Consider the following 22,142-nt stretch of genomic DNA (forward strand, 5'->3'; position numbering starts at 1 on the left):
TTGGATACGTTCACCAAGGAAACCATAAGTCTTCTGGCTCTGATAGCCACTTTATTACCGCTTTTTTCATTTGCGGGCATACTCTTGGTGCCTGGTAGCAGAGATCGCGGTTCTTTCTTTTCTATACTTAACATTGCAACTAGTCTTGTCATTTCGGTAGTTGTTTTCCTTAATGTTTGGAATAAGCAACCCGTTCATGAGCAATTCGACTGGTTTATTATTGGTGACTGGCGCTTTAAAATAGGTATTCTCATCAATAATCTCTCAGCATTAATGCTGTTGCTGATCTCATTCATTGCCACTCTTGTTCATGTTTACTCAACCAAGTATATGGAGGGCGACCCTTACATATTCCGCTATTGGGCATATTTGGGACTTTTCTGTTTTTCCATGTTTGGATTGGTGATCACCGACAATTTGCTAATGCTCTATATGTTTTGGGAGCTTGTTGGTTTTTCCTCTTACCTGCTGATTGGATTTTGGTTCACAAGGGAATCTGCAGTACAGGCCAATAAAAAAGCGTTTATCATGAATCGTCTTGGCGATTTGGGCTTTCTTATAGGTATTATGATCATTTTTTCGCAATTCCAGACCCTTGATATCAATTTGCTATTCGGTGATGGAGGATTTTTTAAAAGATCTTTAGTGCAGGGCGATGTATGGTATTTTAGTTCTACCAATATGCCTGCCGTTTGGCTTACTGTCGCTGGGCTGGCTTTTTTCTTTGGAGCTTCTGCCAAGTCGGCTCAATTTCCACTACATACATGGTTGCCTGATGCAATGGAGGGACCAACCTCTGTTTCCTCCCTGATTCACGCTGCCACGATGGTCGCCGCTGGGGTTTTCCTTATTGCCAGAATTTATCCAGTCTTTAACCCGACTGTTTTGACAGTAATAGCAGTAGTAGGGGGGGCGACCGCTTTTATGGCTGCTACTATTGCTCTTACACAAAACGATATAAAGCGAATTCTGGCATATTCCACCATTTCACAGCTTGGGTTTATGATGCTAGCAATGGGCGTAGGTGCCGTTGCCCCTGCGATTTTTCACCTTGTAACCCACGCTTTTTTTAAATGCCTTCTATTTCTGGCAGCAGGTGCAGTTATACATGAGATGCACCACCTTAAGGATAAAAAGGGCTTGGACTTTGACCATCAGGATATTCGAAACATGGGCGGCTTAAGGAAGTTTATGCCAATAACCTTTATCTCAATGCTGCTGGCCTCATTAGCTTTAATAGGTCTTCCATTTACTTCTGGTTATTTATCAAAGGATGCTATCCTGATTCAGTCGTTCGAGTGGGGCGAAGCAATGGGTGGATGGGCAAAGATAGTCCCTTATACAGCCTTATTAGCATCATGGATGACCGCCTTTTATGTGGCCCGACTTATATTCAAGGTTTTCTTTGGAGAGTTGCGTATTAATTCGCTTTTTAATCAAACATTTTCACTTCATGAGGCCCCGGTAGCAATGAAATCAGTACTGGTAGTCCTTGCGATATTTTGTCTATTCCCTCTATTTTCTTTAAACCCACTTCATGCAAGCCATGCCTGGATAGTAGAGGGACTTCCTTATTTATCATCTATACCTGCTATTGATACCTATCATATCATCGTTCCTGCAGTGGTTTCAGTTGCAGCAATCATACTTATAGCTGTGGCCTATAAATGGTATGGTAAGAACGGCAAGGCACCGGATTTTTCCAACACTGGACTATTCCGGTTTTCTCAAAACCAATGGTATCTCGACAAGTTATATAAAACTGCAATTGTAAATGGCGTATTGGGTCTTGCTCGCTCCAGTTTTTCCTTTGATAAGACGGTTGTTGATGGTATTGTAAACTCCTCCGGCAGGATTGCAATGATACTAGCTGTGATCGTTGAATGGTTTGATAGGAAAGTTGTTGATGGACTTGTAAACGGTGTGGCGTCTTTATCCAAAACCATAGGTAATTTTGTAAGACATTTTCAAACAGGGCGCCTTCAGCATTATCTCCTGTTTATGATATTAATACTACTCACTTTTTTTGTTATAAAATATTTTAGCCAGGCTATATGAGTTTGCTTTCTCTGTTGATTTTTCTTCCGATAGTGGCGGGTATACTTATTCTGTTGCTACCCTCCTCATGGCAGCAGCGATATAAGTACCTTGCTCTTGGAGCGGTATTGGTACAGTTAGTAATAAGCGCTTATATCTATATCAATTTCAATAACACCATGCCTGGCATTGCCGACCAGAGCCAGTATCAGCTAGTGGAACGGATCCCGTGGATTCGTTTGAACCTTGGCGCACTTGGAAACCTCGAAATAGATTACTTTCTTGGTATTGACGGACTATCGATGCCTTTTCTTGTGCTGACCTCCCTTGTGATGCTCGTAGCTCTTCTTGCTAGTTGGGACATCCAAAAGAACCTTAGAGGTTTCTTTGCTTTATTTCTTCTTCTTGACTGTGCGGTAATGGGCGTGTTTTCTGCCTTGGATTTCTTCTTATTCTATGTTTTCTACGAATTAATGCTACTGCCCTTGTATTTCCTGATTGGAATGTGGGGAGGTGTACGCCGGGAATACGCAGCAATCAAGTTTTTCTTATACACCTTACTAGGTTCGGTCTTTATGTTATTGGTTATTATCGGACTCTATTTTTCAGTGACAGATCCAGAGTCGGGCAACCATACATTCAACATGCTTCATATGATGAATCCAGCTAACTATGCTCCGGATTCCATCTTTTCAATAGTAGCAAACCAGGAAATATTTGGTGTATCGGCAAGGCTCCTTGCATTCATTGTGTTGTTTGTAGCTTTCGCGATCAAGGTTCCCATTGTTCCATTGCATACATGGCTTCCGGATGCACACGTAGAAGCACCAACACCGGTTTCTATTATTCTTGCCGGGGTATTGCTAAAAATAGGAGGCTATGGGATTTTAAGGGTGTGTATGAGCATGTTCCCTGATGCAGCAATTCAATCAGCATGGTGGCTTGGATTGATAGGAGTTGTTTCGATACTCTATGGTGCTTTGAATGCTCTTGCTCAAAGAGATTTAAAGAGGCTTATAGCGTATTCATCAGTATCTCATATGGGGTTTGTTCTTCTGGGCATTGCCTCTGCTACTTCAGAAGGGATTAGTGGCGCCATGATGCAAATGATCAGTCACGGATTCTTGTCATCAATGTTATTCTTCCTTGTCGGTGTTCTTTATGAACGCGTCCACAACCGGGAAATCCCAAATTTTCGTGGGTTGGCTTTAATTATGCCACGCTATACCGTTTTCATTATGATAGCGTTTTTTGCTTCACTCGGACTCCCTGGTTTTTCTGCATTTATCGCAGAGGCCTTCAGTCTTATTGGCGCCTTCAATTCCGAAAGTATAAACGGTTTAATTCCCCGGTGGATGGCGGTTGCAGGTTCAGTCGGCATTCTTTTAGGTGCTTCATATCTATTATGGACACTTCAGAGAATGTTCTTCGGAGAAACACGACTATGGGGAGGCGATGAATGGAAAGCTAAATTAAAGGATATTAATGGTAGAGAGATTTTCGCCTTAACCTCTCTGTCTCTGATGTCTCTGGCCTTAGGTATCTTACCTTCACTTGCTTTTGATAAAATGAATGCTTCCGTATTGGAGCTGATCCAGTTAATGAACATACGATAGATGAACGAATACCTGCCATACCTTTCCGAATTATTATCTGAAGCGTTATCAGGTATCTTTTTTATATTACCTGAGATTGCCTTGGTAATAGCCTTTCTTCTGGTTATCGTTGCTGATCTTTTCTTTCCCGGAAAGAGCTCCAAAAATTCTTACGGAATTGCTCTTACAGGTATTATCATTTCAGCTGTTACTAGTTACCAGCAATCCCTGTCAGTAGAAAAAGGAATGTCCCTATTCTCAGGAAGCATTGTTCTTGATAAGGTAGCAATAAGTTTCAAGCTAATTTTTGCGTTTGTTACTGTCCTTTTTGCCGTTTTTATTCGAGGGAATTCCTCCCTTAAAAAGCATAATAAAGGTGTAGGTGATTTGTATATGCTTCTTCCAGCGGTACTTATCGGGCTTAATATGATGTCAATGGCAAGTAACCTTCTGATGGTATACATTTCCATTGAGATGGTGTCTATCGCATCTTATCTGATGGTTGGCTACGTTTCGGGAGAAAATAAGCAGACTGAGGCTTCAATGAAGTATGCTTTATTTGGCTCGGCATGTTCTGCTATTATGCTTTATGGCATGTCTCTTCTTTACGGCTTTACAGGAACTATCAGTTTGTCTGATGGGAATATGATTGCCCAATTAAGTCATATCGCTGAACCTCCGACAGCACTTGCAATACTTTTAACTTTGGTAGGAATCGGCTTTAAACTTTCTTTCGTTCCATTGCATTTCTGGAGTCCAGATGTTTATCAGGGAGCACCAACCCCAGTAACTGCCTTTCTTTCTACCGCACCTAAGATCGCTGGTTTTGCTATTTTAATAAGATTTCTGGTTCCCTTTTACGGTTATAAGGCAGCAACGGGCGTTCAGGTTTTTGATTTCGAAACTACGATCACTGTCATAGCAATTGTTACCATGATCCTGGGTAATTTTGCCGCTATCTGGCAGAATAATATAAAGCGTATGCTCGCTTATTCATCAATAGCGCATACGGGTTTTGCGTTGATGGCCATTGTTGCAATTTATCAGAATGGAATAAGGTCTCTAATTTTCTATTTTACAGTTTATGCCCTTATGAATATGGCTGCTTTTATGATTGCAGACCAGGTAGAACAAAAGGCAGGGGTAGATGATGTGAGAAAGTATAAAGGACTGGGTAAATTTTTAAAGATCGAGATCCTTTGCTTTGTGGTAATATTAGTTTCTTTAACCGGCCTTCCACCTACCGGGGGGTTTATAGCAAAGCTTTTCATCTTTACTTCGGCTTTTGAAAAGTATCAATCCTCCGGCTCTACCTGGGTCTTGTCATTATTAATAACAGGTGCAATTACAACAGTAGTCTCCCTATTCTACTATTTCAAAATTCCATTGAATGCCTACTTGCGTGAATCAGACAGAGAACTCCCTGTTAGTGTTCCCATGAATTTCATCTCATATGTTATTTTAGCGCTTACAATTCTTGTTCTTATACTAGGATTGTTCCCGTCAATACTTGCATAAGTATGATTTTTTCCTTTCAATGTTATAACACTTTTGTCGTTTTAAACTGTAATTTTGCATACTCATAAGTAGTCATGAGTGAATCGATTAAACATGAGTGCGGCATCGCCCTCATCCGTCTCTTAAAACCCCTTTCATATTATCAGGAAAAATACGGAACGTCGCTTTATGGTTTGAATAAACTGTATTTGCTGATGGAAAAACAGCATAACCGTGGCCAGGATGGTGCAGGTATCGCTACCATCAAATTTGACGTAAACCCAGGTAACAGATATATCAGCAGGCACCGTGCGATGGGATCAACAGCTGTTTCCGAAATATTTGAGTATGTTCAGAAGAAGTTTGCAGATATTCCCGGAGATCTGCTGCAGGACGCTGAATGGTTAAAAGAGAATATTAGCTTTACCGGCGAGGTATTGATGGGGCATTTACGTTACGGCACACACGGTAAGAATAGCATAGAGAACTGCCATCCTTTCCTTCGTCAAAATAATTGGATGAGCCGTAACCTCGTAATTGCAGGTAACTTCAACATGACCAATGTTGATGAGTTATTGGAGCAACTATATGAGCTTGGCCAGCATCCAAAGGAAAAAGCAGACACCGTTACTGTTTTGGAGAAAATAGGGCATTTCTTGGATGACGAAAACCAAAGACTTTTTGATGAATTCAAGAAGCAGGGCTTTAGCAATAGAGAGATCAGCCATCTGATAGCAGATAATTTGGATGTTGCCAAGATCCTACGTCGTTCGGCTAAAACCTGGGATGGTGGTTATACCATTGAAGGGATCTTTGGTCATGGGGATGCTTTTGTTATGCGCGATCCTGCAGGAATTCGTCCTGCTTATTATTATATAGACGACGAAGTTGTTGTAGTAACTTCAGAGAGACCAGCAATTCAAACTGCCTTCAATGTGCCTTTCGATTCTGTAAAAGAAATTAAACCAGGGCATGCCCTGATTATTAAAAAGAACGGAGTGATCACTGAAGAGCAGTTCAGAGAGCCATTAGTTCAGAAGTCATGTTCGTTTGAACGTATTTATTTTTCTCGTGGAAGTGATGCCGCGATCTATAATGAGCGTAAACAACTTGGTCGTCTACTTTGTCCTCAAATTCTTGATTCAGTTAACAACGATCTTAAGAACACAGTTTTCTCATTCATCCCTAATACAGCAGAGGTGGCTTTTTATGGAATGGTTGATGGCTTACATAAATATATAAAGCGAGTTCAAAAAGATACCCTTCTTAAAAGAGCAGATAAGATCTCAGACGAAGAGCTGGAAGAAATGTTAAATATGGCTCCGAGAGTCGAAAAGATCGCCATCAAGGATGCCAAGTTACGGACTTTTATTACGCAGGACGCGGATCGTCAGGATATGGTATCCCATGTTTACGATACTACGTACGGACTTGTAAAAGCTGGTACTGATAATCTTGTGGTAATAGACGATTCAATAGTTCGCGGGACAACCTTAAAGCAAAGTATCCTGAAAATATTAGATCGTCTTGGTCCTAAAAAGATCATTATTGTATCATCGGCTCCCCAAATACGTTATCCTGATTGTTATGGTATCGATATGTCTAGAATGGGCGAGTTTGTTGCTTTTGAAGCTGCAATCAAGCTTTTAAAGGAAAGCGGCAGAGAGCATATTATTTGGGAAACGTACGAGAAGTGTAAGGCATCCCTTAAAATGGATAGAAATGATGTAGAGAACTACATAAAGGCTATTTATGCTCCATTTACGGATGAAGAGATCTCAGCTAAGATCACACAGATCATCTCTCCAAAAGCTATAAACGCAGAGGTGCAAGTGATCTATCAGACTCTTGATAATCTCCATGCAGCTTGTCCTTCACATCTTGGTGATTGGTATTTCTCCGGTGATTATCCTACACCAGGAGGAAACAGAGTTGTGAACCGGGCTTTCATGAACTGGGTAGAAGGTAAAAACCAGAGAGCCTACGTGTAGAAAATATCTGAATGAAAGAATGATGGAATGAGTGATTTATTCTATCATTCTATCATTCTCTCATTCATTCATTCTCTCATTCTTTCATTCTCTCATTCTTTCATTCACTCCTTCTTTCTATTCTACATCACAAGGCTCCAGATCAGCTTGAGCGCAAAGATCAGAATAAGGCACCCAGCCACCTTATTAAGAAGAATAATAGTCTTTTCTTTAATACGATACCTGAACTTATTAGCATAATAGGCTTTTAGTGTATCCATGCTGAATTGAGTAAGGAGGATACACCCGAAAAATGGGATAATTTCTTCAGACTCTAATTTCCCTTTAACGGAGATCAGGCTACTAGTAACACTTACCCAATAGAGAAGGAGAGACGGATTAAAGATGCACATTAAAAATCCCTTGAAGAAATAGCCTGTGTTCCGTTTAGTGGAAGTTGTATTTTGATAATTGATCTTCACCTTCTTAAACAAATAATAGCAGCCGATCCCAATAAGAACTACACTACCTGTAATCCCAATAGCTACGCGGTACTGGCTTTCAAACTTGATAAAGGAGGATCCATAAATTGCCAGTGCGACATAAATAAAATCGCTAAGAACCACTCCTGCTGCGAGCCACATTCCGGCATGAAAGCCCTTTTCTATGCTTGTTTTTAACAGTGCAAAGAAAACTGGTCCCGTTGCAAAAGACAGCACTATTCCAAGTCCAATACCAGATAAAATCGATTCAAGCATATATACTGGCCCGTTGCAAATCTGCGAATATCCGACTTTTAATGTAATTAACAAGGATCAGATAAATTTAGGCTATTATAAAACCTCCACAATAGTTTGAAAAGCCTATCCTATTCAACCTGCAGCCTCTACTTTTGTTGTTGCTTTTTACTCCATTATAATTATATTGCTTGTTGAATTTTAAACTAACTTAACTATATGCAAAATCAAAAGGCGCAAACAGGTGCGGGGTCTAATCCCATTATAATCATAGGAGCGCTGTTTTTTATTTTCGGATTTGTGACATGGTTAAATGGGACACTGATACCCTATCTTAAAATAGCTTGCGAGCTGAAGTCTGATACCGAATCGTACCTTGTTGCTACCGCCTTTTTTATAGCATATACGGTTATGGCCCTCCCCTCATCTTATGTACTGGGTAGAACCGGATACAAGAAGGGAATGGCATTAGGACTCGTAATTATGGCAGTTGGTGCGATACTTTTTGTTCCTGCAGCAAACGTTAGAAGTTTCCCCATGTTTCTGGTCGGCCTATTTATCATAGGAACTGGACTGGCATTATTACAAACTGCCTCCAATCCTTACGCAGCTATACTTGGGCCTCCCGAAAGTGCAGCCAGACGAATTAGCATCATGGGGATCTGTAATAAAGTAGCCGGTATTATTGCAGGCCTGATCTTTGGGTACATTGCTTTAAGCGACTCGGATGGAATAGAGAAACGTCTAGCCCAAATGACTGAAGCAGCGCGAGCTAGTGCTCTTGACGAATTGGCTTCCAGGGTTATCGTTCCCTATATCATAATGACTGCTGTATTACTATTTCTTGCCATTGCTATAATGAGGTCATCCCTTCCTGATATTAAAGATGAAGCAGAAGTGGAAGTATCCACAGAAGTTCGACAGAAGAGCAGCATATTTGACTTCCCACATTTATGGCTGGGGGTACTTGCATTGTTTCTTTACGTCGGCGTAGAAGTAATGGCAGGAGATACAATTATCAGTTACGGCAAGGCAATTGGCATTCCGTTATCAATTTCCCGTTTCTTTACCCAGGGAACTCTCGCATTTATGTTATTAGGGTATGTAATTGGGATTGCAACCATGCCCAAGTACTTGTCGCAGCAAAAGGCGCTTCAAATATGTGCCATCAGTGGGGTAGTATTTAGTGTGGCTACTATTTACACCAGCGGTTATGCCTCTGTTTTCTTTCTGGCCCTTCTAGGATTATCAAATTCCCTGATGTGGCCAGCAATCTTTCCCTTAGCTATAAATGGTCTGGGGCGATTTACTAAAACAGGGTCGGCACTTTTGATTATGGCTATTGCCGGAGGTGCTATTTTACCTCTTTTTTACGGGAAATTCTCTGAATATTTAACTACGCATTTTGGCCAGGCAGTAGCAGTTTCAAAAGCCTATTGGATTATGGTTCCTTGTTATTTGTATATTTATTATTTTGCTGCCAAAGGTTACAAAGTGGGCTTGCCGAGAAATTAATACCTTTGTTTAAATTCAAAAGTGAAAAGTAAGCCTTCCTTCAACTCGATATTCATGAACCTGGCATCTGATCTGGCTTTGCGATCTCATTGCGTAAAGGCTCAGGTAGGAGCGGTTCTTACGAAAGATACACGCATAATTTCTATCGGATATAATGGTCCACCCGCCGGAACGCATAACTGCGACGAGGAATGGCCGGATGCGGGCTGTCCCAGGGATGCCCGTGGTAGTTGTTCCTTAGCTTTACATGCCGAGGAGAATGCAATTCTGTACGCAAGTAAGAATGGATCAGATCTACAAGGCTGTACCTTGTATGTTACGCTTTCACCATGTTTACCTTGTGCTCGACTTATCTTCTCTTCAGGTATAAAAAAGGTAATTTATAAAAACTCCTATGCAGAGTATAAGGGACTACCTTCGGATGAGGGGGTAGACTTTCTAAATAAGTTTGGGGTAGAGGCCATTAAAGCCGAGCCTGCAAGTCCTTAGATTTTCACCCATTCCCTGCTAAGTCTGTAAAGTTTGTCTCTTGCCATCAGGTCATTGGCCTGGGCACGTGCTTCAGCAATCTCTTTTTTGTCGAAGTAAGCACCAGTAATATTTTCTATTTCAGGAGATGTACTCACGTGGAGAACTACTTCTGTACCTTGTTCAACTGATGTTTCTGCTGAGCCAAAAACCTCAAGAACCATTTTAGTGTTCATAAGGTTTTCGGGATGTAAGGCGTTCACTCTTATTTTTGTATCCTTCAACTGTCCGGCAAGTGTGAATGTAAACATGATCAGAGCTAACTTACTCTGCGCATAAGCTTTTCGGGAGTTGTAGTTGATATCAAGCATTACATTGTCGAAATCAAGTTCGTGCTGCGCTCCCGAAGAAATGTTTATAATTTTTGTCACTTCTTTCTGTTGAAGAGCGGGTATCAGCAGGTGGGTAAGAAGGAAGGGTGCCAGGTAATTAACAGCAAAGTTTAGTTCAAATTTATCCTGGCTATAACGCCTCACATCATCCTTTAGATAAATGCCTGCATTATTGATCAGCATGTCTATATTTTGATACTCTTTTAGTATTGCTGCTCCTAAATCCCGTACACTTTGCAGTGATGAAAAGTCTGAATTGTAGTACTTTATCTTTTCGTTCCCTGATAGTTTGATAATTTCTTCTAAAGTTTTTTCACCTTTCTTCGGGTCTCTTCCATGCAAAATTATTCTTGAACCTTGCTCCGCAAGCTTTAAAGCCACATTTTTACCTAAGCCGTCGGTTGAACCTGTAATTAAAACTGTCTGTTCAGCAATTGCTTTCATTTGGAGATTGGTTTATTGGAATAACTTTTGTTTATGTAGACTTGTTTTAATAAGAATTTAACTAAACAATAGACTATGAGAAATTTTGTGCCAGCGTCGTTAGAGGAGAGTTTAATGAAATTTAATGCTTCATCGTCAGAAGTAACTCGTCCTGTTCCCGAAACTAAATATACTGCACATGGTGGTTGGTTTGGCGTAGAGTGTTCTGATAGTCAGGCTTCAGCTAAAAAAGTAACAAAGAAAAGATTTGTAAAAGGAGCCAGGGCATAACCGGCTAAAACATACTTTTAAGTAAAATTACAACTGAAGTTGAAAGGGTTTCCTTTCAACTTCTTTTTTTTTACAATGGTTTGGTTGTCTCTTAGCTATTTGACCCAAGCTCTTCCAGTAGAATAGTTCCTACTGCATCTATGGTCTGAGCTACAATTTCGTCAGGTGTACCTTCAAAATGTAAACGTGTTTTCCAGGCCTTATCTTTCACATAACCGTGCACGAACATTGTTCCTACGGGTTTTTCCGGACTTTCGGATCCTCCCTCTGAAGCAAGTCCTGTAACTGCTACAATAACATCAGCAGGAATAAGTCTTTTAACCGATTCGGCTAATAGCTGTGTTACCTCCGGAGATTCTGCAGTATACCGATCTATAACCTCGGGAGGGATATTCAGTAGGTGCTCTTTCACACTTCTATCATAACAAACGATACTTCCTTTTACTACCTGTCCGCATTCAGGAACTGATGTAAAATCGTATATCAGGCGTCCGGTGCTTGCACTTTCTGCAAATGCTATGGTTAATTCCTGTGCAAGCAATGCATGACATACTGCAATAACTGATTTCGAAGGCATATGTTAATCTTAATTTCTCAATGAGAACGGTTTTCAAGGGGGATGGTTTGAATAAAAGTGCTTATGTTGCTTTTCCCTTCAGTTCCCAATGGTCTTTAATTATTTTTCCTTGTGCATCCTTTGCCAGTCGTCGAGCGTATCGTTCCCCCTTGATCTGGCCCTTATCATCCAGCTTTCCAATAAAAAGTAATATCGGAAGCCCTTCTTCGTTGGTTTTAAATGCTAGATCATTTCCTTTGAATTCAGAATTAACCATCGCCAACGGCTCATATGTTTTATTTAATATTTTTATTAGTCCTTCGCTTAATGCCATAATTCTTTAACTAATTTGAATAGTTTAGCGTTTTAATTTTTCTAATATATTTACTGAAAACAAGAGAATCTATGATAAAAAGCCTATCGAGCCTGTTTGTTGCCGCCTTAATTGGAATAAGCGTCCAGGCCCAGACTACTACCAGCGCGTCGAAGCTGCCGCCAAATATGTTTCAGCGGAAGCTCGCTAATGGATTGGATATACTGGTAGTAGAAGATAATACTGTTCCCCTTGCTACAATAGAACTTGCTGTAAAGAATGGTTCCTATACAGAAACACCTGAGTACAATGGATTAAGTCACCTGTACGAACACATGTTTTTTAAGGCTAATAAAGATTATCCTAGTCAGGAAGACTTTTTAAATCGTGTAAGTGAATTAGGAATTCAATTCAATGGAACCACCAGCTACGAATTAGTTAACTATTATTTCACCTTACCAAAGTATAACCTTGTGGAGGGGTTGAAATTCATGAACTCAGCAATCAGGTACCCCAAATTCGACGCAGCGGAGATGGCTAAGGAGAATGTAGTTGTAGACGGAGAGTTCCAGCGAAATGAGTCTAATCCCTACTTTGCATTGAACGACGAGATGAACCGGCGTCTTTGGGGTGATCTTTATAGTCGAAAGAATACAATTGGAGACCACCAGGTAATTCGCTCTGCTACACCAGCAAAAATGGATACGATTAAAAACAGATATTACTGGCCAAATAACTCCTTGATTACGATCGCAGGCGATGTGAAACACGATGAGGTGTTTAAGCATGTAGATGCTATATTCAGCAGTTGGGCTCCTTCTGGTTTTGATCCTGCAAAAAGATGGCCTGTACCAGAGTTTAAACCTCTTCAAAAAACAGATTATTTCATAGTCGAATCAAACTTGTCCAGGGTTCCCTTGGTAATGATGAACTGGCATGGTCCGGATACTAGAAAAGATCTTCCGGCCACTTATGCTGCCGACGTTTTTTCTTACATCATGAATCAAAATTCATCTAAGTTCAGCAAGGCCTTAGTCGATGCCGGATTGGCTCTGCAAGTCAATATTGGATACCTTACTCTAGCCCATACTGGCCCTATTAGCGTATTTGTTGTCCCTAATCCAAACAGGATACAGGAGTGTATGGCTGAAGTTAGGAAACAGATCGCGATGTGGGACTCCGACGATTACATCACAGATGAGCAAATTGAAACAGCCAAAAGGCAACTGGAGATCAGTCAGGTGAAGGGGGAGGAAATCACCTCCGAATTTACTCACACCATATCGTTTTGGTGGGCAGCAGCATCAATAGATTACCTAAGTACCTATGTAGATAATCTGCGAAAAGTGAATAGGGACGACTTGAAACAATACGTAAGAAAGTATATCAAAAACAAGCCACATGCAGCTGGAATGTTGATCAGTGCCGAGGCAAGACAACAGTTAAAACCAGACACCTACTTTAAAGCAGACTAAGTTCTACCATTAAAACTAAATAAATGAAGAAGACATTTGTCAATATACTACTCCTTTTCATCACCGTTAACCTTTTCGCCCAGAGCAAGACTACTTCTTTTACCGTTGCTGGTATCAAGGTGATTCTCAAACCTACCATTAAAGAGGTAATAGATGTAAATATGTATTACAGGGGAGGGGTGGCTAACTACCCAACTAGTAAAGCTGGATTGGAAAACCTTGTTCTTGCCGCTACAACTGAGGCTGGGACAAAAAAATACAATGCAAATGCATTTCGTGACAGGGCAGATATGTATGGGATCGACCTTGGTGGTTCGTCTGGTTATGATAACGGTATGATCAGTATGACATGTATCTCCCGTTTTTTTAACGAGGGATGGGAGCTGTTTGCAAGTGCAGTAGCAAACCCGGTGTTTGAGCCACGGGAAATTGATATGCTTAAGGAAAAGATCATATCTGGAGTAAAGCAATCTGAATCTGATCCAGACGACCGCATAGAGCAGCTTACCATGCAAAATGCTTTTGCGGGAACCCCCTATGCAACCAACCCCACAGGAGAAGAAGCTACATTAAGCAAGCTAACTGCTTTGGATTTGAAAAACTACTATTACAACACCTTGCTGAATAAAAACCGCATGTTCATTGTAATAGTCGGAAAAATAACGAAGGAAGAAGTAACAAAAAAGATCTTGGCTTCATTTGCTGCTTTACCAGCTAAGCCTTACAAACCTGCGGTATTACCAGGTCCGAAAGAAAATGGTAAATTATTAGTAGAGCAAAGACAGCTGGCTACTAATTATATTACCGCTAGCATCGATGCGCCTAAATTAAACAGCCCCGACTACCTCCCTTTTCGTTTAGCTATCTCACATTTAAGTAACAGGCTTTTCAGAGAGATCCGGACAAAGCGTAATTTGTCTTATGCCCCTTATGCTTATACAACTACCCGGCTGATGCCTTATGCAGTGATGTATGTAAGTACTACAGAGCCTAAGGCTTCCGTAGAAGTAATGCTCGAGCAACTGAAAGATTTAAGGGATAATGGTTTTGCAGAAGAAGAACTTCTTTCCGGAAAGAGCAATTTCATTACAAGTAATTATATGAAGGAAGAAAGCAGCAGCGCTATTGCTTCAGCTCTTGGTAATGCAGAGGTAATGGGCGACTGGCGGATCGCGGATGAGGCAGCAGAGAGGATTAATAAGGTAACTCTGACTCAGATGAACGCCGTTTTGAAGAAATATATAAACACCATCAGGTGGAGCTACCTTGGAGATCAAAAGCTTGCAAATGAAAATGCAGCGGTCTTCAAAAGTAAGATCTGAGTCATAAAGGTTCTTTGAGGGATGGTTCCACAAAGAACCTTTTTCATTTCAACAAAACCAGTCTCCTGCTGTTCTGACCTTTGTTAAGCAAGCATGGTAATTGCTCGCTGTGATTTTATGAAACCATCGTGTACCTTCAGCATAAAACGAAATGAGTTAGAATGTACATTTGATAGCTTCATTACTATTATAAAACATATTTTTTATGAAGATCTTAACCATTACACTCAACCCAACCGTAGATAAAAGTACCTCTATCGATAAATTAGTTCCTGAAAAAAAACTAAGATGTGATCAGCCGAAATTTGAACCAGGGGGAGGGGGGATTAATGTGTCAAGGGGACTAAGACGGCTAGGCCTTGAGTCTTTAGCATTTTTTCCTTCTGGTGGAAGAACAGGGAAATTACTGGAATCATTACTGGAAAAAGAAAATGTGCAATCTCTTGCCGTATCTGTATCGGGAGAAACAAGGGAAAATTTCATTGTTGTTGAAACTTCAACAAACCAGCAGTTCAGGTTTGGAATGCCTGGAACTGAGGTGACAGGAGAAGAACAGGAACATATCCTGAATTCCCTGAACAGTCTTTCTCCTTTTCCTGAATTTATAATTGTTAGCGGTAGCCTGCCTCCCGGCATAGAAGCATCATTCTTGAGAGACATCGTAAAAGTGGCCAAGGAAAAAGGAGCGAAAATCATTGCCGATACCTCCGGGGATGCTTTATCGCAAATGGTAGAGGAAGGTGTTTTCCTCCTAAAACCGAATCTCGGCGAGCTTGCCAACCTTACTGGTATTGAATCACTTGATAATGATTCGGCTGATGAGGCTGCTCAGCAGTTGATAGCTCAGGGGAAAACGGAAGCGATAGTGGTTTCATTGGGACCACAGGGTGCTTACCTGGTTACTAAGGATATAACCAAACTTATTCCTGCCCCTACTGTGAAAAAATTAAGTACAGTTGGCGCGGGTGATAGTATGGTAGCCGGAATGGTATCAGTACTGGCGCGCGGAGGTGATTTTATTGAAATGGTGAGGAGGGGTGTTGCTTGTGGTAGTGCCGCTACTATGAACTCTGGAACCCAGCTTTTCAAGAAGGAGGATGCAGATCGTTTGTTTGAATTTTTAAGCAGGGAAAATTAGGGACTCCTTTAAGCGTAATTCCCTCTATCCCTCTATATTTGCATCCATTTCTTTTTAAAATGGAACTACAGAAGGTAATTAATAAAATAGTAAGGGATATAGATTTGCACAGCCGGTGGCTTAACACGCTTTCTTTAATGGAAAATACGGGTGCCAGAAAGATTTCGGCTTGCGAACACAAAACGGATGTTACTTTGATCATTCTAAAGCATGCAGCAGAAGAACACCGTCATGCTTACTATTTAAAAAAGCAGATATCAAAACTGTCTGAAGGATATTTAACTTATGCAGATCCTTTTCTGATTGCTCCAGCTCAAAGTCGCTTATATTTGAACAAGCTGGATTTGGAAGTATGTAAATATCTTAAATCTGAGCTAGGTTTGTCAGGGCAGGACTTAAAATTTGGGGCGTATTTATTAGTGACCTATGCAATAGAAGTGAGAGCAGATGAGCTCTACCCTATTTATCAGGCAGCACTCGATGATGTAAAAAGTAAGGTTAATGTGAAATCAATTATTTTGGAAGAGGAGGGACATTTGGAAGAAATGCTGGCAGAGCTGAAAAATTTTTCTGAAAACTGGGAACTATATGCTACAAAGGCAGTGGAGATAGAAAGTGCCCTGTTCAATTCCTGGATTGAAGCATTAGCAAAAGAAATGCAAGCAGAAACGGTATAAGGTAATCAGGCAGAATGCATATTGCTACCCTGCCTGATCATATTTTCTTTCTTATACTTTCAGATCACCTTCAATAGAATCGTCCATCGTTTTTCCAGACACTACCGAAGCAGCCATTTTAAGAAACGAAACAGCCTCTCCATGTTTAGTATCCCAATAATAAGATTGTGATGGAATTACTTTAATCACGCTGATTCTTGGATCATCCTTTCCTCCCTGAAACCAGGTTTTCATAATTGGATCCCATAACTCATCAATCTTCGATCTGTCCTCGCTGATCTCAGAGATGCCATACACACTTAAAAAAGCCGAATGCTTGCTTCCTTGAAAGAGCGCTTGTACATACGGATCCAGATTTATTTCCGCATTTTTATTGCTGTCATTGCTGCTAAGAAACCAAATGTTCCCGTCTGCATCTACTTTTTGAGCAGCCATGGGGCGGGTAGAAAAGGGTAAACCGGTTTTAATATCAGAACAGAAAAAGCACGTTTCAGCTTTTTCTACTAATTCTTTCAGCTTCTCAATCGCTTCTTTTCCTTCCAGGTTTTTAAAATTGTCTTCAGCCTGTTGTTGATTTATACTGTCCATAGGTATTTCAGTTTGAACTAATAACTGGAAACCTATAGACCTGTTTGCATTTGCAATTAAAATTCTGTGTGCAGAAGTATAAGAACAATTGGAATTAATTGATGTGATTTCTACGAATCTTGCTCCTGCAGGGGTAATTTAAACCAGAAAGAGCTGCCTCTCCCTTCCAGGCTATCTACTCCTATTTCCCCTTTATGGTATTTTACTATTTCGGCGCATAGGTACAAGCCGATGCCAAAACCAGATATATGTTTCACTTGCTTGTCTTCCACCCGGTAGAATCGATGGAATATTTTTTCCAAATTTTGAGAGTTAATCCCGATGCCTTCATCTCGTATGCTTACTGTAACTGTACGGCTATCATCTAATTGGCACGTTATGGTCACTGTGCTGCCTTTGGGCGAATACTTCACCGCATTGCTAAGCAGATTATTAACCACCTGTCCCAATTTATCTCTGTCCGCGAGCACTCGGATCTCGCCTATAGGCTCAAAACTCAATTTATGAGTATTATCCAGTAAATAAAAATCTTCAAGGCTTTCTGTTATTAAGTCAGAAAGGTCAAAGCTGCTCATATTCAGATGTATTTTCCCTTCTTCAAGCCGGCCCACGTCAAGAAATCCTTGAATTAATTTTTTCATCCGCTCCACTTGGGAAAGCGATTTTCTTACCGAAGTTTCTATTTGATCGTCTTGTAGTTTTCTTGCTCTTCGTTCAGAAAGTTGTAAATGGGCCTTTAGGGTAGTCAAGGGCGTTTTAAGCTCGTGGCTAACCATGCTTATAAAATCATTCTTAAGTTGCTCTTGTTGTTTTCTTTCAGTGATATCATCAAATACAAGCGCAACTTGCCTGCTAGAACTTTCACCAACCCTAGATGCGTAAACGTTAAACCATTTATTGAAAACTCGTGAATAATTTTCAAAACGTACTGGTTTCCCTGTTTCCGCTACCTTACTGTAGGTATCGATCCAAAATTGTTCGGCATTACTGACTACACCTTTTAAGGTTTTCCCTTCGGCAGATTTAATCCCCGTAAGATGTTCGAAAGCTTCATTCGTTAAGTGATAAAGAAGATCTACAGGCTCATTTTGATCATTATACAATACCTCCAGTATACAAAAACCTTCATCAATGGTATTAAATAGCGTACGAAATTTATCTTCAGATTCCCTTAATGTTTGTTCTGCCATTGCCCGTTGCACAGCAGACCATGTCCGGTCGGCTACTTCATAGGTCAGGTTGATTTCCTCCTCAGTCCACTGTCTCGCTTCTCTGTTGTGCACGTACATAGCTGCGACTAGCCGTTGATCCTTAATGAGGGAAACTGTCAATGCTGCTCTGAATTGCAGAGCTGTAAAGGCTGCCTGAAGTCCTGGATCCGCTGTTCTCGGATCCTTAAGCATATCTTCGATAACAAGGCTTTCACCTGTGCGTAGTGCCTCCAGAACGCCAGGTCCAAAGGCCGCCAAATCATGAACACCATGGTGATGCGGGACCGATCCATCAGTCCAGTTATTCTCTGTTCTAAACCACCGTTGTTCTTGCTTGTCTACATCTCCGTATCCAACTCTTGAAGTTTTCAAATATTCTCCAAGTATTCTTGCGGCTTCCTTCTGAATGCGTGCCGGATCAGCCAGAGGACGTAAAGTATCGCTCAGTCTAAGTAGAAATGCTTGCCGGTGCTCAGCCTGAAGCAGTTTTTTTTCACTTAATATATGATTAGTAATGTCAATAACGGTAACCAGAACACATTGATCCGTCCCTTGATTATTAAATTTCGACTTCAAGGAATAACTTAGATAAAGTGGCCCGTTATCCCTTTCGTTTATATTAATAGTACTCTCTCCCGTAAAATTTTTTTCTGGAGATTTATATGCTTCTTCAAGATGTCTTACAAAGTCCTGCTTAACTAGCGTAGGAAAGATCTCCGAAATTGGCTTACTGATAATTGAATGGGGTCTGTTCAATAGCTTCAATAATACTGCATTTGCGGCTACTAGTACCTGATTGGGGCCCGCAATTACAAACGCTCCCACGGGTAGATTGTCAACAAGAAATTGCTCCTCTTTATAAAACTCCTTCATCATCTTAAAACCTCATAAAGTTATCCGATTTTACAGCTCTATAAAGTATTTTTAACGAATTTGTTTAATAATTGAAAAGCGAACACTATTGAATGCGAAGTAACTGTTACAAATTGGAAGTGCTACTCGTTATTTGGAGATGGAATTAAAGATTGTAACTATCGATAAAAGCGAAATCGCCGAACTTGAAACAAGCGAGCGGGTTATAAACACAGTAGATGATGCTCTGGATTTGATCGGCAATAGTGGATATCTGGGAGTGCAGAAGGTTATCGCTAAAGAACAGAATTTTTCGGAGGACTTCTTTAGATTGGAAACAAAGCTTGCTGGTGAAATCCTGCAAAAATTCTCCAATTATAGGATGCAGTTGGCAATAGTAGGTAATTTTGAAGCTTATAGTAGTAAAAGCTTGAGAGATTTTATTTTCGAAAGCAATAAGTCTGGGCGTATATTTTTTACTGATACAGTGGAGGAGGCAAGGAGGCTTTTGAGTAAGAAGTAAAGTGTGACTCGTATATCCTATCTTTGAATAGCTATGAAACACTCTAACCATGGAAATCGCTCATCAGCACTTGGGTTTATTTTCGTTACGCTCTTGGTAGACATTATTGGCCTGGCCATTATCATCCCGGTTTTACCAAGATTAATAGAAAAGTTAATAAACGGTAGCATCAGCGATGCCTCAAGAGTTTCCGGACTCCTTTTGGTTGCTTATGCTGTAATGCAATTTTTGTTCTCTCCGCTTATCGGGAACCTAAGTGATAAATACGGTAGGAGGCCAGTGTTGCTTTTTTCACTGCTCGGCTTAGGTGTTGATTATATATTCATGGCCTTTGCACCCACAATCACGTGGCTATTTATAGGCCGTATCATTGCAGGAATAGCAGGGGGAAGTTTCACCACGGCATCGGCATATATTGCTGACGTCAGTTCCCCTGAGAAGAGGGCGCAGAACTTTGGAATGATTGGAGTTGCTTTTGGCCTCGGGTTTATCATTGGACCGGTGATCGGTGGTGTACTTGGAAAAATGGATGTGCATTATCCTTTTTACGCTGCGGCCGCTCTTGCCTTGTTAAATGCTCTTTACGGTTTCTTTATCCTACCCGAGTCATTATCACCCGAGCTCAGGCGTCCCCTCGAGTTGAAGCGCTGTAACCCATTAGGCAGTCTTATTCAATTAAAGAAGTACCCCGCAGTAACCGGTCTGGCGGTATGTCTTTTTGTAGTTTACTTTGCTGGCCATGCTGTTCAATCGGTATGGACCTTTTATACCATGTATAAGTTTGGCTGGGATGAAGATTTAGTAGGCTATTCTCTGGGCTTTGTAGGGCTATGTTCTGCAGCAGTACAAGGGGGATTAATCAGGTTAGTTATTCCTAAAATTGGGGAGCAGAGAAGTATATGGATAGGACTTTTACTTTATGCCCTTGGTATGATTTTGTTTGGCATAGCATCACAGGGTTGGATGATGTTTGCTTTCTTAATACCGTACATGCTTGGAGGGATATGTGGTCCAGCTTTACAAGGAGTAATGACAAGTGAAGTTCCGCCGAACGGTCAGGGGGAACTGCAGGGGGGATTAACAAGTTTAATGGCCCTAAGCTCAATCTTCGGTCCATGGTTAATGACCTACGTTTTCTACTATTTCACCAATCCGAAAGCTCCAGTTCATCTTCCGGGAGCCCCTTATTTTATCGGTGGGTCCTTAATGCTAGTTAGTGTTTTTCTTGCAATAGGAAGTTTCAAAAAACATAAGGTTTAGGAGGGTCAGGATTGTAAATTTATAGGAACCTACTATTCCTTTATCTCATATCCTCTTATTAAAATTATAGAAATCTCATTTACTACTCAGTTTGTAATACAACGCTTAGTTAACAAAAGCTCTTCATGATTCTTGTGTTCTGTTGCCGATTATCTCTGCTGATAGGTAACGGCTAAAGCAAAGAGATTTCCAACAGCACAAATGTAAGGAAGTCAAGAAGCATTTTTACCAAAGGAACCAGTCCTTGCGGCGTTTTGCGGAGAATTGCGGGTATTTGCGACCAGATGCGGAAGGATGGGTACATTCTTCGGGGAGTGTTCGGGAAAAGGGGGTACTTTGTTCGGAAAATTGGGGGGCTTTCCCGAATCTGCCTCGAACCTGTCCCGAATCTGACCCCTTTCTGAATGACGGAAATTGACCAGCTGCCAGGATTTTTAAATTCCTGTTTAGGCTTCAAGGACTTTTTTGGTTGAGAACCTTCTTCCTACCTTCTTCCTACCCCCTTCGGATCTGGTGCGGTCTGCTTCCGTTCAGTTGCTTATCAGTTGCGGATAACGTGCGGTTTCAGCGCACGTTATCCGCAACTGATCGGAAGCTGATGGCTAGAGATCCGAAGCAGTACAAAAGCAGGTAGGGCGTTTGCTGCTAATTTTCCGTAAAAACCTCCCTGAACAGAAGCTCACAACGGCGGATGAAGGTTTTGAAGGTTCTTCTTAGCAAATGTAAAACAACCAGACGTTCAAGAAAATCGATGGCGGTATCTGGCGGCGAAATGGCGGCACTTGGCGGTGAAGTGATGACAAATGACTTTCTCAGTGAGCCATTTCTTCAGCTCTTGTTCAGTCCTTCTTCAGTTCTTGTTCAGTTCAAACCCCGTTTCCGGCCTGTTTAGCTGAAGAAAGGGTAACCAAGGTATGAGCGAGAACTGAACAAAGGGGGGGAGAATGTGCAGGTTAAGCTGGTCTTTGTCTAAAAGATTAGGCATTAAGTCCACCAAGTGGTGGATTTGATACCGCTTTGCCGCTAACAAGGTCCGGCAAAGACATATCTCATAGATATCGAAGGTATAGATAGAGCATAGATAGTGCATAGATGAAGCACAGATAAAGCATAGATAGTCCGATGGAGAGCACTAAAAAAGTAATAACGACAACAATGAGAAAAAATGAAGATCCATGATACTAAAGGACAAAATCCCCTCGTTTAGGAATAGGTTTTACAGGAATGGGAGATCTGCTGAGGGGAAAACCAACACTAACACGCAGATCATCAACTTGTTTTAAACTATTTTAAAAAACAGCT

The 22,142-nt window shown here is 41.0% G+C and carries 20 protein-coding genes; 14 read left to right on the plus strand and 6 right to left on the minus strand.

What is annotated here, in order from left to right:
• The 4 genes from nuoL to J4N25_RS12060 all read left to right on the plus strand — a co-directional run bounded on the left by nuoL (window position 1) and on the right by J4N25_RS12060 (window position 7,120).
• Window positions 1-2,058 (plus strand): NADH-quinone oxidoreductase subunit L, encoded by a 2,058-nt coding sequence (nuoL, locus tag J4N25_RS12045; protein ID WP_207422449.1) that lies wholly within the window; start codon window positions 1-3, stop codon window positions 2,056-2,058.
• On the plus strand, window positions 2,055-3,653 hold the full coding sequence (locus J4N25_RS12050) for a complex I subunit 4 family protein (protein ID WP_207422450.1): 1,599 nt from the start codon (window positions 2,055-2,057) through the stop codon (window positions 3,651-3,653). The genes nuoL and J4N25_RS12050 overlap by 4 nt, the downstream gene beginning before the upstream one ends.
• A complete protein-coding gene (locus tag J4N25_RS12055) occupies window positions 3,654-5,150 on the plus strand; it encodes an NADH-quinone oxidoreductase subunit N (protein WP_207422451.1) in 1,497 nt (498 codons plus the stop codon). It begins immediately after the preceding gene.
• Window positions 5,151-5,224: 74 nt separating this feature from the next.
• On the plus strand, window positions 5,225-7,120 hold the full coding sequence (locus J4N25_RS12060; RefSeq protein ID WP_207422452.1) for an amidophosphoribosyltransferase: 1,896 nt from the start codon (window positions 5,225-5,227) through the stop codon (window positions 7,118-7,120).
• A 122-nt stretch (window positions 7,121-7,242) separates the two neighbouring features.
• On the opposite strand, the gene J4N25_RS12065 is transcribed toward J4N25_RS12060, so the two are convergent.
• On the minus strand, window positions 7,243-7,857 hold the full coding sequence (locus tag J4N25_RS12065; RefSeq protein ID WP_207422453.1) for a LysE family translocator: 615 nt from the start codon (window positions 7,855-7,857) through the stop codon (window positions 7,243-7,245).
• 198 nt (window positions 7,858-8,055) lie between these two features.
• Here J4N25_RS12065 and J4N25_RS12070 point away from each other — a divergent pair, with 198 nt between their 5' ends.
• Together J4N25_RS12070 and J4N25_RS12075 are read left to right on the plus strand one after the other, a co-directional pair.
• A complete protein-coding gene (locus J4N25_RS12070) occupies window positions 8,056-9,351 on the plus strand; it encodes a sugar MFS transporter (protein ID WP_207422454.1) in 1,296 nt (431 codons plus the stop codon).
• 54 nt (window positions 9,352-9,405) lie between these two features.
• Complete coding sequence (locus tag J4N25_RS12075; RefSeq protein ID WP_207422483.1) at window positions 9,406-9,840, plus strand: deoxycytidylate deaminase; 435 nt, start codon at window positions 9,406-9,408, stop codon at window positions 9,838-9,840.
• On the opposite strand, the gene J4N25_RS12080 is transcribed toward J4N25_RS12075, so the two are convergent.
• Entirely contained in the window at window positions 9,837-10,655 is an 819-nt protein-coding gene (locus J4N25_RS12080; protein ID WP_207422455.1) for an SDR family NAD(P)-dependent oxidoreductase, read from the minus strand. The two genes, J4N25_RS12075 and J4N25_RS12080, sit on opposite strands and share 4 nt — an antisense overlap.
• A 75-nt stretch (window positions 10,656-10,730) precedes the next feature.
• On the opposite strand from J4N25_RS12080, the gene J4N25_RS12085 reads away from it, so the two are divergent.
• Window positions 10,731-10,925: a hypothetical protein gene (locus J4N25_RS12085; protein ID WP_207422456.1), complete on the plus strand. Its 195-nt coding sequence runs from the start codon at window positions 10,731-10,733 to the stop codon at window positions 10,923-10,925.
• Window positions 10,926-11,016: 91 nt separating this feature from the next.
• On the opposite strand, the gene J4N25_RS12090 is transcribed toward J4N25_RS12085, so the two are convergent.
• Together J4N25_RS12090 and J4N25_RS12095 are read right to left on the minus strand one after the other, a co-directional pair.
• A complete protein-coding gene (locus J4N25_RS12090) occupies window positions 11,017-11,502 on the minus strand; it encodes a CinA family protein (protein ID WP_207422457.1) in 486 nt (161 codons plus the stop codon).
• Between the two features lie 61 nt (window positions 11,503-11,563).
• Window positions 11,564-11,815: a hypothetical protein gene (locus tag J4N25_RS12095; protein ID WP_207422458.1), complete on the minus strand. Its 252-nt coding sequence runs from the start codon at window positions 11,813-11,815 to the stop codon at window positions 11,564-11,566.
• 71 nt (window positions 11,816-11,886) lie between these two features.
• Between J4N25_RS12095 and J4N25_RS12100 the strand changes: the two genes are divergently transcribed.
• From J4N25_RS12100 to J4N25_RS12115, 4 genes are all read left to right on the plus strand, one after another.
• A complete protein-coding gene (locus J4N25_RS12100; RefSeq protein ID WP_207422459.1) occupies window positions 11,887-13,269 on the plus strand; it encodes a M16 family metallopeptidase in 1,383 nt (460 codons plus the stop codon).
• 23 nt (window positions 13,270-13,292) lie between these two features.
• Window positions 13,293-14,591: a M16 family metallopeptidase gene (locus tag J4N25_RS12105; RefSeq protein ID WP_207422460.1), complete on the plus strand. Its 1,299-nt coding sequence runs from the start codon at window positions 13,293-13,295 to the stop codon at window positions 14,589-14,591.
• A gap of 205 nt (window positions 14,592-14,796) precedes the next feature.
• Window positions 14,797-15,729 carry a 1-phosphofructokinase family hexose kinase gene (locus J4N25_RS12110; protein ID WP_207422461.1) on the plus strand — a complete coding sequence of 311 codons (933 nt, stop codon included), beginning with the start codon at window positions 14,797-14,799 and terminating at the stop codon, window positions 15,727-15,729.
• Between the two features lie 59 nt (window positions 15,730-15,788).
• On the plus strand, window positions 15,789-16,406 hold the full coding sequence (locus J4N25_RS12115; protein ID WP_207422462.1) for a hypothetical protein: 618 nt from the start codon (window positions 15,789-15,791) through the stop codon (window positions 16,404-16,406).
• A gap of 51 nt (window positions 16,407-16,457) precedes the next feature.
• Here the strand turns inward: J4N25_RS12115 and J4N25_RS12120 are convergent, their stop codons facing one another.
• On the minus strand, window positions 16,458-16,994 hold the full coding sequence (locus J4N25_RS12120) for a pyridoxamine 5'-phosphate oxidase family protein (RefSeq protein WP_207422463.1): 537 nt from the start codon (window positions 16,992-16,994) through the stop codon (window positions 16,458-16,460).
• A gap of 110 nt (window positions 16,995-17,104) precedes the next feature.
• Entirely contained in the window at window positions 17,105-19,081 is a 1,977-nt protein-coding gene (locus tag J4N25_RS12125) for an ATP-binding protein (protein ID WP_207422464.1), read from the minus strand.
• A 136-nt stretch (window positions 19,082-19,217) separates the two neighbouring features.
• Between J4N25_RS12125 and J4N25_RS12130 the strand changes: the two genes are divergently transcribed.
• The 3 genes from J4N25_RS12130 (at window position 19,218) to J4N25_RS12140 (ending at window position 21,732) form a co-directional block, all read left to right on the plus strand.
• Window positions 19,218-19,580 (plus strand): DUF4180 domain-containing protein, encoded by a 363-nt coding sequence (locus J4N25_RS12130; RefSeq protein WP_207422465.1) that lies wholly within the window; start codon window positions 19,218-19,220, stop codon window positions 19,578-19,580.
• 33 nt (window positions 19,581-19,613) lie between these two features.
• Complete coding sequence (locus J4N25_RS12135; RefSeq protein WP_207422466.1) at window positions 19,614-20,840, plus strand: TCR/Tet family MFS transporter; 1,227 nt, start codon at window positions 19,614-19,616, stop codon at window positions 20,838-20,840.
• A 691-nt stretch (window positions 20,841-21,531) separates the two neighbouring features.
• Window positions 21,532-21,732 carry a hypothetical protein gene (locus J4N25_RS12140; RefSeq protein WP_207422467.1) on the plus strand — a complete coding sequence of 67 codons (201 nt, stop codon included), beginning with the start codon at window positions 21,532-21,534 and terminating at the stop codon, window positions 21,730-21,732.
• Window positions 21,733-22,142: the final 410 nt, after the last annotated feature.

Source organism: Desertivirga brevis, from assembly GCF_017355835.1.